The organism is Bacillus sp. LBA3-1-1.1, from assembly GCF_040676495.1.
Taxonomy (GTDB): domain Bacteria; phylum Bacillota; class Bacilli; order Bacillales; family Bacillaceae_G; genus Bacillus_A; species Bacillus_A nitratireducens.
Genome location: NZ_JBEGIB010000010.1, coordinates 37,158 through 50,212, shown reverse-complemented (window position 1 = coordinate 50,212; position 13,055 = coordinate 37,158). Strand labels below are relative to the sequence as shown.

The 13,055-nt window shown below is 37.5% G+C and carries 11 protein-coding genes; 9 read left to right on the top strand and 2 right to left on the bottom strand.

What is annotated here, in order from left to right; translation table 11 throughout:
* Positions 1-154 precede the first annotated feature (154 nt).
* The 5 genes from tig (at position 155) to ysxC (ending at position 7,837) form a co-directional block, all read left to right on the top strand.
* On the top strand, positions 155-1,432 hold the full coding sequence (gene tig, locus MRBLBA3_RS10145) for a trigger factor (protein WP_000105212.1): 1,278 nt from the start codon (positions 155-157) through the stop codon (positions 1,430-1,432).
* Between the two features lie 263 nt (positions 1,433-1,695).
* The gene (gene clpX, locus MRBLBA3_RS10140) at positions 1,696-2,955 is read left to right on the top strand and encodes an ATP-dependent protease ATP-binding subunit ClpX (protein WP_000472284.1); all 1,260 of its coding nucleotides are present in this window, start codon (positions 1,696-1,698) and stop codon (positions 2,953-2,955) included.
* A gap of 106 nt (positions 2,956-3,061) precedes the next feature.
* Positions 3,062-4,732 (top strand): ATP-dependent protease LonB, encoded by a 1,671-nt coding sequence (gene lonB / locus MRBLBA3_RS10135; RefSeq protein WP_044737638.1) that lies wholly within the window; start codon positions 3,062-3,064, stop codon positions 4,730-4,732.
* Between the two features lie 181 nt (positions 4,733-4,913).
* Complete coding sequence (gene lon / locus MRBLBA3_RS10130) at positions 4,914-7,244, top strand: endopeptidase La (RefSeq protein WP_044737639.1); 2,331 nt, start codon at positions 4,914-4,916, stop codon at positions 7,242-7,244.
* On the top strand, positions 7,241-7,837 hold the full coding sequence (gene ysxC, locus MRBLBA3_RS10125) for a ribosome biogenesis GTP-binding protein YsxC (RefSeq protein ID WP_000869121.1): 597 nt from the start codon (positions 7,241-7,243) through the stop codon (positions 7,835-7,837). Before lon ends, ysxC begins: the two co-directional genes overlap by 4 nt.
* Before the next feature lie 33 nt (positions 7,838-7,870).
* Here the strand turns inward: ysxC and MRBLBA3_RS10120 are convergent, their stop codons facing one another.
* Complete coding sequence (locus MRBLBA3_RS10120; RefSeq protein ID WP_000359777.1) at positions 7,871-8,287, bottom strand: organic hydroperoxide resistance protein; 417 nt, start codon at positions 8,285-8,287, stop codon at positions 7,871-7,873.
* 2 nt (positions 8,288-8,289) lie between these two features.
* The gene (locus MRBLBA3_RS10115) at positions 8,290-8,742 is read right to left on the bottom strand and encodes a MarR family winged helix-turn-helix transcriptional regulator (protein ID WP_044737640.1); all 453 of its coding nucleotides are present in this window, start codon (positions 8,740-8,742) and stop codon (positions 8,290-8,292) included.
* A gap of 416 nt (positions 8,743-9,158) precedes the next feature.
* Here MRBLBA3_RS10115 and hemA point away from each other — a divergent pair, with 416 nt between their 5' ends.
* From hemA to hemD, 4 genes are read left to right on the top strand one after another with little or no spacing between them, the layout of a single operon-like run.
* A complete protein-coding gene (hemA, locus tag MRBLBA3_RS10110; protein ID WP_000547846.1) occupies positions 9,159-10,493 on the top strand; it encodes a glutamyl-tRNA reductase in 1,335 nt (444 codons plus the stop codon).
* A 17-nt stretch (positions 10,494-10,510) separates the two neighbouring features.
* Positions 10,511-11,344, top strand: coding sequence for a cytochrome c biogenesis protein (locus MRBLBA3_RS10105; RefSeq protein WP_000009001.1), 834 nt, complete (start codon positions 10,511-10,513; stop codon positions 11,342-11,344).
* A gap of 15 nt (positions 11,345-11,359) precedes the next feature.
* Positions 11,360-12,289 (top strand): hydroxymethylbilane synthase, encoded by a 930-nt coding sequence (hemC, locus tag MRBLBA3_RS10100; protein ID WP_001226437.1) that lies wholly within the window; start codon positions 11,360-11,362, stop codon positions 12,287-12,289.
* Positions 12,290-12,291: 2 nt separating this feature from the next.
* Positions 12,292-13,044 carry a uroporphyrinogen-III synthase gene (gene hemD, locus MRBLBA3_RS10095; RefSeq protein WP_000992360.1) on the top strand — a complete coding sequence of 251 codons (753 nt, stop codon included), beginning with the start codon at positions 12,292-12,294 and terminating at the stop codon, positions 13,042-13,044.
* Positions 13,045-13,055 lie beyond the last annotated feature (11 nt).

Here is a 13,055-nt window from a genome sequence, read left to right as displayed (position 1 = left end):
GTTGTCTTTTAGACAATTAGTAGATTGGAACATTATATCTGAAAGCTTTTGCTAGAGGGTTATTTGTACATTTGTTATTTCAAAAAAGAGATAATGAATATTTTAATCTATAGAGGTATGTGCATACATTATTATAGTTGGAGGGAAAGAATAAATGTCTACAAAATGGGAAAAATTAGAAGGTAACGTTGGCGTTTTAACAATCGAAGTTGATGCTAAAGAAGTAAACAACTCTATCGACGCTGCGTTCAAAAAAGTAGTAAAAACAATTAACGTACCAGGTTTCCGTAAAGGGAAAATGCCTCGTCCGTTATTCGAACAACGCTTTGGTATCGAATCTTTATACCAAGATGCTTTAGATATCATCTTACCAAAAGCATACGGTGAAGCAATCGATGAAGCTGGTATCTTCCCAGTTGCTCATCCTGAAATCGACATCGAGAAGTTCGAAAAAAATGCTAACCTTATCTTCACTGCAAAAGTTACAGTGAAACCTGAAGTTAAATTAGGTGAGTACAAAGGTTTAGCAGTAGAAAAAGTTGAAACAACTGTAACTGACGAAGATGTAGAGAACGAAGTAAAAGCTTTACAAGAGCGTCAAGCTGAACTAGTTGTTAAAGAAGAAGGAACTATTGAAAATGGTGATACAGCTGTAATCGACTTCGAAGGTTTCGTTGATGGCGAAGCATTTGAAGGCGGAAAAGGCGAAAACTATTCTCTTGCAATTGGTTCTGGCACTTTCATCCCAGGTTTCGAAGAGCAAGTAATTGGTCTTAAATCTGGTGATTCTAAAGACGTTGAAGTTTCATTCCCAGAAGAGTACCATGCTGCTGAATTAGCTGGCAAACCAGCAACATTCAAAGTAACAATTCACGAAATCAAAACAAAAGAACTTCCTGAGTTAAACGACGAGTTCGCTAAAGATGCTGACGAAGAAGTTGCAACTCTTGATGAATTAAAAACAAAACTTCGTACAAACTTAGAAGAAGGCAAAAAGCACGAAGCTGAGCACAAAGTACGTGACGAAGTAGTAGAATTAGCTGCTGCTAACGCTGAAATCGACATTCCAGAAGCTATGATCGACACTGAGTTAGATCGTATGGTTCGTGAATTCGAGCAACGTTTAAGCCAACAAGGTATGAACCTTGAGCTTTACTACCAATTCACAGGTACTGATGCTGACAAGTTAAAAGAGCAAATGAAAGAAGACGCTCAAAAACGCGTAAGAATCAACCTTGTTCTTGAAGCTATCATTGAAGCTGAAAACATCGAAGTTACTGAAGAAGAAGTAACTGCAGAAGTTGAAAAAATGGCTGAAATGTACGGTATGCCAGTAGACGCTATCAAGCAAGCTCTTGGAAGCGTAGACGCTTTATCTGAAGACCTTAAAGTGCGTAAAGCTGTAGACTTCTTAGTAGACAACGCTGCATAATAAAATAACAAGGCGCGATTTTAATCGTGCCTTGTTTTATAAATATAGAAATATATTTATAAAACTTTTCGATGAAGAAGGAAAAGTTTCTTCATAAGTCGAATATACATATTTCAAAAGTTTTAAAATTTTTTATTTGTACATAACTAGTCATATTATTTGTATTTCTCGCCACGTAGTGACATAATATGTATTTACATACGATACATTTATCGTGTACATACGAAGGCAAGAGGTTAGCACTTTGTAAGGGGTGTGAAAATATGTTTAAATTTAATGATGAAAAAGGTCAATTAAAATGTTCTTTCTGTGGTAAAACACAAACGCAAGTTCGAAAGTTAGTTGCAGGTCCAGGTGTTTACATTTGTGACGAGTGTATCGAGCTTTGTACTGAAATTGTACAAGAGGAGCTTGCGAAGGACGAAGAAGTAGAATTCAAAGATGTACCGAAACCGGTAGAAATTCGTGAAATCTTAGATGAGTATGTCATCGGACAAGATAACGCGAAAAAAGCACTAGCGGTAGCGGTATATAACCATTACAAACGCATTAATTCTAACAGCAAAATTGATGATGTAGAATTAGCGAAGAGTAATATTTCACTTATTGGGCCAACAGGTAGTGGTAAAACATTATTGGCACAAACATTAGCGCGTATTTTAAATGTTCCATTTGCAATCGCGGACGCAACATCTTTAACTGAAGCTGGATACGTTGGGGAAGATGTAGAAAACATCTTACTAAAATTAATCCAAGCGGCTGATTACGATGTAGAAAAAGCGGAAAAAGGAATTATTTATATTGATGAGATTGATAAAGTGGCACGTAAGTCCGAAAATCCATCAATTACACGTGATGTATCTGGTGAAGGTGTACAGCAGGCACTTCTGAAAATTTTAGAAGGTACTGTAGCAAGCGTTCCACCTCAAGGTGGTCGTAAGCATCCGCATCAAGAGTTTATTCAAATTGATACAACGAACATCTTATTCATTTGTGGTGGAGCGTTTGATGGCATCGAGCCAATTATTAAACGTCGCCTTGGTGAAAAAGTAATTGGATTTGGTGCTGAGAAGAAAAATGCTGATGTAAATGAGAAGCATGTTTTATCTCACGTTTTACCAGAGGACCTTTTAAGATTCGGTTTAATTCCGGAGTTTATCGGTCGTCTTCCAGTTATTGCGAACCTAGAGCCGCTTGATGAAGATGCTCTTGTAGATATTTTAACTAAACCGAAAAATGCACTTGTTAAGCAATTCCAAAAATTATTGGAGCTTGACGATGTTGAGTTAGAGTTTGAAGAAGGTGCACTAGTTGAGATTGCGAAAAAAGCAATTGAACGTAAAACAGGTGCTCGTGGACTTCGTTCTATTATTGAAGGCTTAATGCTTGATGTAATGTTCGAACTTCCATCTCGCAAAGATATCGAGAAGTGTATTCTTACAAAAGAAACAGTAGCTGATAATGCACCGCCAAAATTGGTGTTACAAGACGGTACTGTACTTGATACAAAAACATCTGCATAATGCGAAGAAGAAACAGCAATTTTTATAATTGCTGTTTTTCTTTATGTTTAGCACTATTCCTCCCAGGAAATACTAAAAGATAAAACATAGCGGGAGGAAATGAATTATGAGCTGGACAAATATATTTTTACTTGTTCAACTTGTTTTTGGTGTAATTGTCGGATTGTACTTTTGGCATTTACTTCGAAATCAGCGAACACAAAAAGTTTCAATTGATCGAGAATCGAAAAAAGAATTAGAGCAGCTTCGTAAAATGCGTGAGGTTTCTTTAACAGAGCCACTTGCGGAAAAGGTGCGTCCTACATCCTTTTTAGACATTGTGGGGCAAGAAGACGGGATTAAGTCGTTAAAAGCGGCTCTTTGTGGTCCTAACCCGCAACATGTGATTATATATGGTCCGCCAGGTGTCGGAAAGACAGCGGCAGCACGCCTTGTATTAGAAGAAGCGAAACGAAACCCAAAATCTCCATTCCGTACGAATGCAACATTTATCGAACTTGATGCGACGACAGCTAGGTTTGATGAACGTGGTATTGCAGATCCTTTAATTGGTTCAGTCCATGATCCAATTTATCAAGGAGCGGGTGCAATGGGGCAAGCGGGTATCCCGCAGCCGAAAAAAGGGGCTGTAACAGATGCGCATGGAGGCATTTTGTTTATTGATGAGATTGGTGAATTACATCCGATTCAAATGAACAAAATGTTAAAGGTGTTAGAAGATCGGAAAGTATTTTTGGAAAGTGCGTACTATAGTGAAGAAAATTCGATGATTCCAACGTATATACACGATATCTTTCAAAAAGGTTTACCAGCCGATTTTCGCTTAGTTGGTGCAACGACGCGTTCGCCAGAGGAAATTCCTCCTGCAATTCGGTCGCGGTGTTTAGAAGTGTTCTTCCGGGAGTTAGAAACAGAAGAAATTCAAAAAGTAGCGAAGAATGCAGCTGACAAAGTGGAAATGCAAATAGGTAAGAACGGTATTGAAATGATTGGAATGTATGCAAGAAATGGACGGGAAGCGATTAATCTCGTACAAATTTCTGCTGGTATGGCGATAAATGAAGAACGTTCTTTCATTAAAGATGAGGATATCGAGTGGGTTGTTCATTCGAGCCAACTTACACCAAAGTACGAAAAGCACATTTATCCAATTCCAAGGATTGGTCTTGTGAACGGGCTTGCTGTATATGGACCGAATACAGGCGCTTTATTAGAAATTGAGGTAACAGCTATTCCTGCGAAAGATAAAGGATCAGTAAATGTAACTGGTATTGTGGAAGAGGAAAGTATTGGGAGTCAAACGAAATCAATCCGCCGTAAAAGTATGGCGAAAGGTTCTGTTGATAACGTATTAACAGTACTCCGTTCTCTAGATGTACTTCCAGAAGGCTATGATATACATATTAACTTTCCGGGCGGTATCCCGATTGATGGTCCTTCGGCAGGGATTGCTATGGCAACGGGTGTTTATTCAGCGGTGCATCGTACATATGTGAATAATGAAGTAGCGATGACAGGTGAAATAAGTATCCACGGAGAAGTGAAGCCTATTGGTGGTGTGTACGCAAAAATAAAAGCTGCGAAAAAAGCGGGGGCTAAGAAAGTCATTATTCCGGCTGAAAACATGCAACCATTTTTGTATACAATAAAGGGAATTGAAATCATTCCTGTCCGCAAATTAAAAGAAGTATTTGAATTAACATTTATGCAGGAAAATATGCATCGTGAGATTGATGTACAGACTGCTTTGGACGAAACAGATGCACAATCAATGTAAGAATAAACGATAATAAAATTTGCCAGACTTCGTTTAAGTTTGTATGCTTAAGCGGAGTCTTTTTCTTTTCGTAAGGGAGAAAAACAAGATATTTACAATTGCGGAGAATCTCTGCAATTGCATCTAGATGTATTGTAATATAAAATAGTTGAACAGGAGTTTAATTTATTATGGAGGTGCTATGTCTAGTATGAATACGAACGAAAGAATTGTGCCCCTCCTACCATTAAGAGGCGTTCTCGTATATCCAACGATGGTTCTGCATCTTGATGTAGGACGTGATAAATCGATACAAGCACTAGAGCAGGCGGCAATGGATGAAAATATCGTCTTTTTAGCGATGCAAAAAGAAATGAATATCGACGATCCGAAAGAAGATGACATATATAGTGTAGGTACAGTGGCGAAAGTGAAGCAAATGTTAAAGTTGCCGAACGGTACGCTTCGTGTCCTTGTAGAAGGTTTACATAGAGCAGAAGTAGTAGAGTTTATCGAAGAAGAAAATGTAGTACAAGTTTCAATTAAAACGGTAACTGATGAAGTAGAAGATGATTTAGAAGAGAAAGCTCTTATGCGTACGTTACTGGAGCATTTCGAACAATATATTAAAGTTTCGAAAAAAGTTTCAAATGAAACATTTGCAACGGTAGCCGATGTAGAAGAACCGGGAAGACTAGCTGACTTAATTGCTTCTCATTTGCCGATTAAAACGAAGCAGAAACAAGAGATTTTAGAGATTGTATCTGTAAAAGAACGACTACATACACTTATTTCAATTATTCAAGATGAACAAGAGTTGCTTAGCCTAGAAAAGAAAATTGGACAAAAAGTGAAACGTTCAATGGAGCGCACACAAAAAGAATATTTCTTACGTGAGCAAATGAAGGCGATTCAAACAGAACTTGGTGATAAAGAAGGTAAGGGCGGGGAAGTTGAAGAACTTCGTGAGAAAATTGAACAGTCAGGAATGCCTGAAGAAACATCGAAGGCTGCGCTGAAAGAATTAGATCGTTATGAAAAGTTACCAGCAAGTTCTGCGGAGAGCGGTGTTATTCGCAATTATATTGACTGGTTATTAGCCCTTCCGTGGACAGAAGCGACAGAGGATATGATTGATCTTGGTCATTCTGAAGAGATTTTAAATAAAGATCATTACGGCCTTGAAAAAGTAAAAGAGCGAGTGCTTGAATATTTAGCTGTACAAAAATTGACTAACTCATTAAAAGGCCCTATTCTTTGTTTAGTAGGACCTCCTGGGGTCGGAAAAACTTCGTTAGCTCGTTCTATCGCAACATCATTGAATCGTAACTTTGTCCGTGTATCCCTTGGCGGTGTACGTGATGAGTCTGAAATTCGTGGTCACCGTCGTACGTATGTTGGAGCAATGCCAGGACGCATTATTCAAGGTATGAAAAAGGCGAAAACAGTTAATCCAGTCTTCTTATTAGATGAGATTGATAAAATGTCTAACGATTTCCGTGGAGATCCATCAGCAGCATTACTTGAAGTGTTAGATCCAGAACAAAACCATAACTTTAGTGATCATTACATTGAAGAGCCATATGATCTATCGAAAGTTATGTTTGTAGCAACTGCCAATACACTTTCAAGTATTCCAGGTCCGTTGCTTGACCGTATGGAAATTATTTCGATTGCTGGCTATACAGAACTTGAAAAGGTGCACATTGCTCGTGAACATTTACTGCCGAAACAATTAAAAGAGCATGGCTTACGAAAAGGTAATTTACAAGTACGTGATGAAGCGCTTCTTGAAATTATTCGTTATTATACACGTGAGGCTGGTGTTCGTACACTAGAGCGTCAAATTGCAAAAGTTTGTCGTAAAGCAGCAAAAATCATTGTTACAGCAGAACGCAAGCGCATTGTTGTAACGGAGAAAAATGTTGTTGATTTACTTGGCAAGCACATATTCCGTTACGGACAAGCTGAGAAGACAGACCAAGTTGGTATGGCGACTGGTTTAGCTTATACAGCAGCTGGTGGTGATACACTTGCTATTGAAGTGTCTGTAGCGCCAGGTAAAGGGAAATTAATTTTAACAGGGAAACTTGGGGATGTTATGAAAGAATCAGCACAAGCAGCGTTTAGCTATATTCGTTCTCGTGCAGAAGAGCTGCAGATCGATCCGAATTTCCATGAGAAAAATGATATTCATATTCATGTTCCAGAAGGAGCAGTTCCAAAAGATGGACCGTCAGCAGGTATTACGATGGCAACGGCACTTATTTCGGCACTAACAGGTATTCCTGTAAGTAAAGAAGTAGGTATGACAGGTGAAATTACACTTCGTGGTCGTGTATTACCAATTGGTGGTTTAAAAGAAAAAACATTAAGTGCTCACCGCGCAGGCTTAACAAAAATTATTTTGCCAGCAGAAAACGAGAAAGATTTAGATGATATTCCAGAGAGCGTAAAAGAAAACCTTACGTTTGTGCTTGCATCTCATTTAGACGAAGTATTGGAGCACGCATTAGTAGGAGTGAAACAATGAAAGTAACAAAAGCAGATATTGTAATTAGTGCGGTTAAACCAGAACAATATCCAGACAGTGATTTACCAGAAATTGCATTAGCAGGTCGTTCAAATGTCGGGAAGTCTTCCTTCATTAATAAAATTTTAAATCGTAAAAAGTTAGTACGTATTTCTTCTAAACCAGGAAAAACGCAAACGCTGAACTTTTTCTTAATCAATGAAATGATGCATTTTGTTGACGTTCCAGGTTATGGATATGCGAAAGTATCTAAAACGGAGCGCGCGGCATGGGGCAAGATGATTGAAACGTACTTTACAACACGTGAGCAATTAGACGCAGCTGTATTAGTAGTTGATTTACGTCACCAACCAACAAAAGATGACGTGATGATGTATGATTTCTTAAAGCATTATGAAATCCCAACAATTATTATTGCAACGAAAGCCGATAAAATTCCGAAAGGGAAATGGCAAAAGCATTTAAAAGTTGTAAAAGAAACGCTTGCTGTTGAAATTGGCGATGAAATCGTTCTATTCTCTTCTGAAACAGGACTTGGAAAAGAAGAGGCATGGAAAGCAATTCATAAAATGACAAAAACAAAAAACGCGTGACGAATGTCGCGCGTTTTTTTATTTACTAAACTTTTAGCGTACGTTTAATGTTACTTCAATATTCCCTCGTGTTGCTTTAGAGTACGGACACACCCCGTGAGCAGCTTCTACAAGTTCTTGTGCTTCTGCATGAGAAACGCCAGCGACATGTACATCAAGTACAGCAGATAGACCGAAACCACCATCTGTATCTTTTCCGATAGAAACGTGAGCAGTTACTTCTGTACTTTCCACCTTCACACGTTTTGTACGAATGACAAGTTGTAATGCACTATCAAAGCAAGCTGCATAACCAGCAGCAAATAGTTGTTCTGGATTTGTTGCCTCTCCGCCTGCACCACCTAGTGCTTTCGGCATTTTTACATCAAGGTTTAATATGCCATCATCTGAAACTACTTTCCCGTTTCTTCCACCTGTTGCTGTTACTGAAGCAGTATATAATTTATCCATGTTTATTCCCCTTTTCTATCATTAATGGTTTTCATTGTTTCAATTAATTTATTTAATTGGATGAGTAAAGAACGATATTCTTGCTCTGTAATTCCTAAATTTGTAGCCATCGTTGTCGGTAATGAACAAGCCTTTTCTTTTAAATCTTTACCTTGTTCTGTTAATTCAATACAAACTTTTCGCTCGTCTTCTTTTGAGCGAACACGTTTTACAAGTTTTAATGATTCCATTCGTTTTAACATAGGTGTTAACGTACCAGAATCTAAAAATAGGCGTTCGCCAATTTCTTTCACTGTTAGCCCATCTTGCTCCCATAGTACGAGTAAAGTAATGTACTGGGGATACGTAATACCCATTTCTTCTAAATAGGGCCGATAAAAACGGGTAACCTCTTTAGAACAAGCGTAAATAGAAAAACAAAGTTGGTTATCTAGATGTAAAGAATTCTCTGTCATACATAACTCCCTTCTAATTAAGTTGTGCACAATTTAATTTTGTAAAATCAATATAACCAAAAAGAAATACAATGTCAAATGCATTGCATTGAGAAAGTGAGGACTATATTTTGGAACAATCATACATATTTTCCTTCATGATGAAAGAAGATAGAAAAGATGATGTTATAATTAATATGGAATAGTTTCCATCACTTGATTATGAAGACTTTTTTTGGTAACGTACAAATAGAGTTGTTATTTTATAATCATTATAAAGTAGAGGTTTCTTTATTAATTTTACTGAAGCTCCTTTATTACATATGGAGAATAAATAAAAAATAATCAGTTGTTCACACGATTGTCAGATTCATAAGAGGAAAGTTGTATTATGATAGTAGATAAAGTGATAAAACGGGTGAAGGGGGACATGCTGCGTGCATATTCTTGTTGTTAGTGTAAATTATCGAACAGCCCCTGTAGAATTTCGTGAGAAACTCACATTTCAGGCAGCAGAGCTAGAGCAAGCAATGACTACATTACAAAACCAAAAGAGCGTGTTAGAAAATGTCATTGTATCAACTTGTAATCGCACTGAAATTTACGCTGTTGTCGATCAATTACACACGGGACGGTATTACATTAAGAAGTTTTTAGCTGATTGGTTTCAGCTTGAAATAGAAGAAGTCGCACCATACTTGTCTATTTTTGAACAAGATGGTGCAATAGATCATTTATTCCGCGTAACGTGCGGTTTAGATTCTATGGTAGTTGGAGAGACGCAAATTTTAGGTCAAATAAAAGATAGCTTTTTAGAAGCGCAACAAGTAAAAACAACGGGCACAATTTTTAATGAATTGTTTAAGCAAGTTATTACATTAGCGAAACGTGCGCACTCTGAAACGACAATTGGTGAAAGTGCGATGTCTGTTAGTTATGCTGCTGTTGAGCTTGGAAAGAAAATATTTGGCGATTTAACAGATTGTCATGTGCTCATTCTTGGTGCTGGTAAAATGGGTGAACTGGCATTGCAAAACTTATACGGAAGCGGTGCTCGTAAAGTAACAGTTATGAACCGGACGCTTTCGAAAGCGGAAGTAATGGCTGAGAAATATATGGGACATGCAAAATCTTTAAGTGAATTACAATGTGCATTATTAGAAGCGGATATTTTAATTAGTTCAACTGGTGCATCAGAGTATGTCATTACGAAAGAGATGATGACGAAAGTGGAGAAAATGCGCTCTGGTCGTCCTTTATTTATGGTTGATATTGCAGTACCACGTGATATTGATCCAGCGATTGATGAATTAGAAGGTTCTTTCTTATATGACATTGATGATTTGCAAGGAGTAGTGGAAGCAAACCGTGCTGAGCGTTTGAAAGAAGCGGAGAAAATTCAATTTATGATTGAAGAGGAAATTGTTTTATTTAAAACGTGGTTAAGTACACTTGGTGTTGTTCCATTAATATCATCGCTTCGTGATAAGGCACTTGCTATTCAAAGTGAAACGATGGAAAGTCTGGAACGTAAATTACCAAATCTTAGTGATCGTGAGAAAAAAGTAATTAGTAAGCATACGAAAAGTATTATTAACCAATTATTAAAAGACCCAATTTTAGTAGCAAAAGAAATAGCTGCAGAAGAGGGAGCAACGGAAAAACTAGCTTTATTTGCGAAGATTTTTGATTTAGAAGTGGAAGAAGTAGAGAGTCGTGCGGAAGAAGTAGAACATAAAAGAGCGTGGACACCATCCGTTCCATCTTTATAATTTGGAAGGATGATCGGATGAGTTTTTTAAATAACAGTATTATTTATCATATTGCAATTATTTTATATGCTTGTAGCATTAGTTTATATTTTATAGATTATTTCCAAAGTAACCGAAAGGCGAACCGATTTGCTTTTTGGTTACTTTCGATTGTATGGGTATTGCAGTCTATTTTTATGTTGCTTAGGGCGACAGATTCAGAAACGAATCCCATATTAACTTTATTATCAGGGATTTATTTTTATGTTTGGTTATTGATTACGATGTCGTTAGTAATAAATCGATTTATGCGCGTTGACTTTTTAGTCTTTTTTACAAATGTTGTTGCATTTGGCGTAAGCGCTTTTTCGATTTTTACACCGCTCGGAAAGATGTCGCCAGTACTTGCAGAGCAATTGGTTTCAGAACTTGTATACGTGCATGTCGGAATGGCGATTATTTCTTATGCAACGTTTACTGTATCGTTTATTTTTTCTATTATGTATTTACTGCAATATCGCCTATTAAAAAAGAAAAAGTGGAATGCGAGATTAAGAAGGTTAGGGAATTTGCCGAAGCTTGAATCTACGTCTTTCGGATTAAATTTATTTTCTGTTCCATTCTTCTTACTAGCAATTTTATTAGGATGTATATGGGGATATACAAAATTGGACAATTTCCATTGGTATGATACGAAAGTAATCGGTTCGTTTGTTGTTCTATTTGTATATTGTGCGGGCTTGTATTTACGAGCGGCAGATGTGCTGCAAGGGAAGAAAATTGTACTGTGGAATGTAGGGGCATTTCTCGTAATGCTAGTTAACATTTTTCTATTAAGTAGTTTATCTAATTTCCACTTTTGGTATTTATAATGAGGAGAGAGAATTATGCGCAAAATTATTGTAGGTTCACGAAAGAGTAAACTAGCATTAACACAAACAAACTGGTTTATTGATCAGTTAAAAGCACTTGGTTTACCATATGAATTTGAAGTGAAAGAAATTGTCACTAAAGGTGATGTGATTTTAGATGTTACTCTTTCAAAAGTAGGCGGAAAAGGTTTGTTCGTTAAAGAAATTGAACATGCGTTACTTACGAAAGAAATCGATATGGCTGTACATAGTATGAAAGATATGCCGGCCGTACTTCCAGAAGGGTTAATGATTGGTTGTACACCAAAGCGTGTTGACCCTCGTGATGCTTTTATTTCTAAAAGCGGGGAATCTTTTAAAGACTTAGCAAAAGGTGCAATCTTAGGGACGAGTAGTTTGAGACGTAGTGCGCAACTACTAGCTGCGAGACCAGATTTACAAGTGAAGTGGATTCGAGGAAATATTGATACACGCTTACGTAAGTTAAAAGATGAAGATTACGATGCAATTATTTTAGCGACAGCTGGATTACAGAGAATGGGCTGGGACGATGAAGTTATTACAGAACATTTAGATGAAACGTTATGTGTACCAGCTGTAGGACAAGGTGCATTAGCGATTGAATGTCGTGAGGACGATAAGGATTTACTTCAGTTGTTAGCACATATTAATGATGCAGTAACAGAAAGAACAGTGGCTGCTGAACGAGTATTTCTTCATAAACTTGAAGGTGGATGCCAAGTTCCAATCGCTGGATATGCAACTCTTAAAGAAGACGATGCAATCGAATTAACAGCGCTTGTCGGTTCTATGGACGGTTCTGTTTTGTTGAAAGAGACAGTAGTAGGCACTGATCCGAAGCAAGTTGGATTAGAGGCTGCGGACCGTTTAATTAAACAAGGAGCAAAAGAGCTCATCCTTGCTGCAAATAAGGAGCAACAATAAATATGAACGCTCTCGCTGGCAAAACAGTATTGATTACACGTGCCCAGCACCAAGCGAAACAAATGAGTGTAGCAGTGAAAGAAAGGAGCGGAATTCCATTGGAAATTCCGCTTTTGCGTATGGAAGGTATGTCTCATCGGCAAATTCAACATATAGCAGGGCAGCTACATTCGTATGACTGGGTTATTTTTACGAGTAAAAATGGGGTAGCTTTTTTTCTAGATAGTTTGAGAAAGAAGCTCCCCGGAACGATTAAAATTGCTGCAGTAGGCGTGAAAACAAAGTTAGAGTTAGAAAAGAGAGGCTATCAAGTAGATTTTGTTCCCACTGCATTTGTTGCAGAAGTATTTGCAGAAGAGTTTGTAAAAAAACTAAGTGGAAACGAATGTATTTTATTTCCGAAAGGGAATTTAGCAAGAGATGTAATTCCAGTTACACTTCGGGAAAGAGGTGTTTCTCTAGAGGAGCTAATCGTATACGGTACGAAAGTAAATGTAGAGAAAAAGCAAGAGCTTATAGCAGCGTTGAAGTTAGGGAAAGTAGACATTATTACATTTACGAGCCCTTCAACTGTCACTAGTTTTGTTCGTTTACTTGAGGGTACAAACTGGAGAGAATGGACAAAAAAATGTACAATTGCTTGTATAGGGCCTATTACGGAAAAAGAGGCGAGCCTTTATTTTTCGCATGTTATTGTGCCAAAAGAGTACACTGTAGAAGCATTGCTGCAATGCATTTGTGAATCTATAAAGTGAAACTTTAATTA

Bases quoted from the DNA above. Each gene is read 5' to 3' on its own strand.
- MRBLBA3_RS10105 (WP_000009001.1), top strand. From the start codon at position 10,511: ATGAGTTTTTTAAATAACAGTATTATTTATCATATTGCAATTATTTTA.
- tig (WP_000105212.1), top strand. From the start codon at position 155: ATGTCTACAAAATGGGAAAAATTAGAAGGTAACGTTGGCGTTTTAACA.
- hemD (WP_000992360.1), top strand. From the start codon at position 12,292: ATGAACGCTCTCGCTGGCAAAACAGTATTGATTACACGTGCCCAGCAC.
- MRBLBA3_RS10120 (WP_000359777.1), bottom strand. From the start codon at position 8,287: ATGGATAAATTATATACTGCTTCAGTAACAGCAACAGGTGGAAGAAAC.
- clpX (WP_000472284.1), top strand. From the start codon at position 1,696: ATGTTTAAATTTAATGATGAAAAAGGTCAATTAAAATGTTCTTTCTGT.
- lon (WP_044737639.1), top strand. From the start codon at position 4,914: ATGTCTAGTATGAATACGAACGAAAGAATTGTGCCCCTCCTACCATTA.
- hemC (WP_001226437.1), top strand. From the start codon at position 11,360: ATGCGCAAAATTATTGTAGGTTCACGAAAGAGTAAACTAGCATTAACA.
- lonB (WP_044737638.1), top strand. From the start codon at position 3,062: ATGAGCTGGACAAATATATTTTTACTTGTTCAACTTGTTTTTGGTGTA.
- ysxC (WP_000869121.1), top strand. From the start codon at position 7,241: ATGAAAGTAACAAAAGCAGATATTGTAATTAGTGCGGTTAAACCAGAA.
- MRBLBA3_RS10115 (WP_044737640.1), bottom strand. From the start codon at position 8,742: ATGACAGAGAATTCTTTACATCTAGATAACCAACTTTGTTTTTCTATT.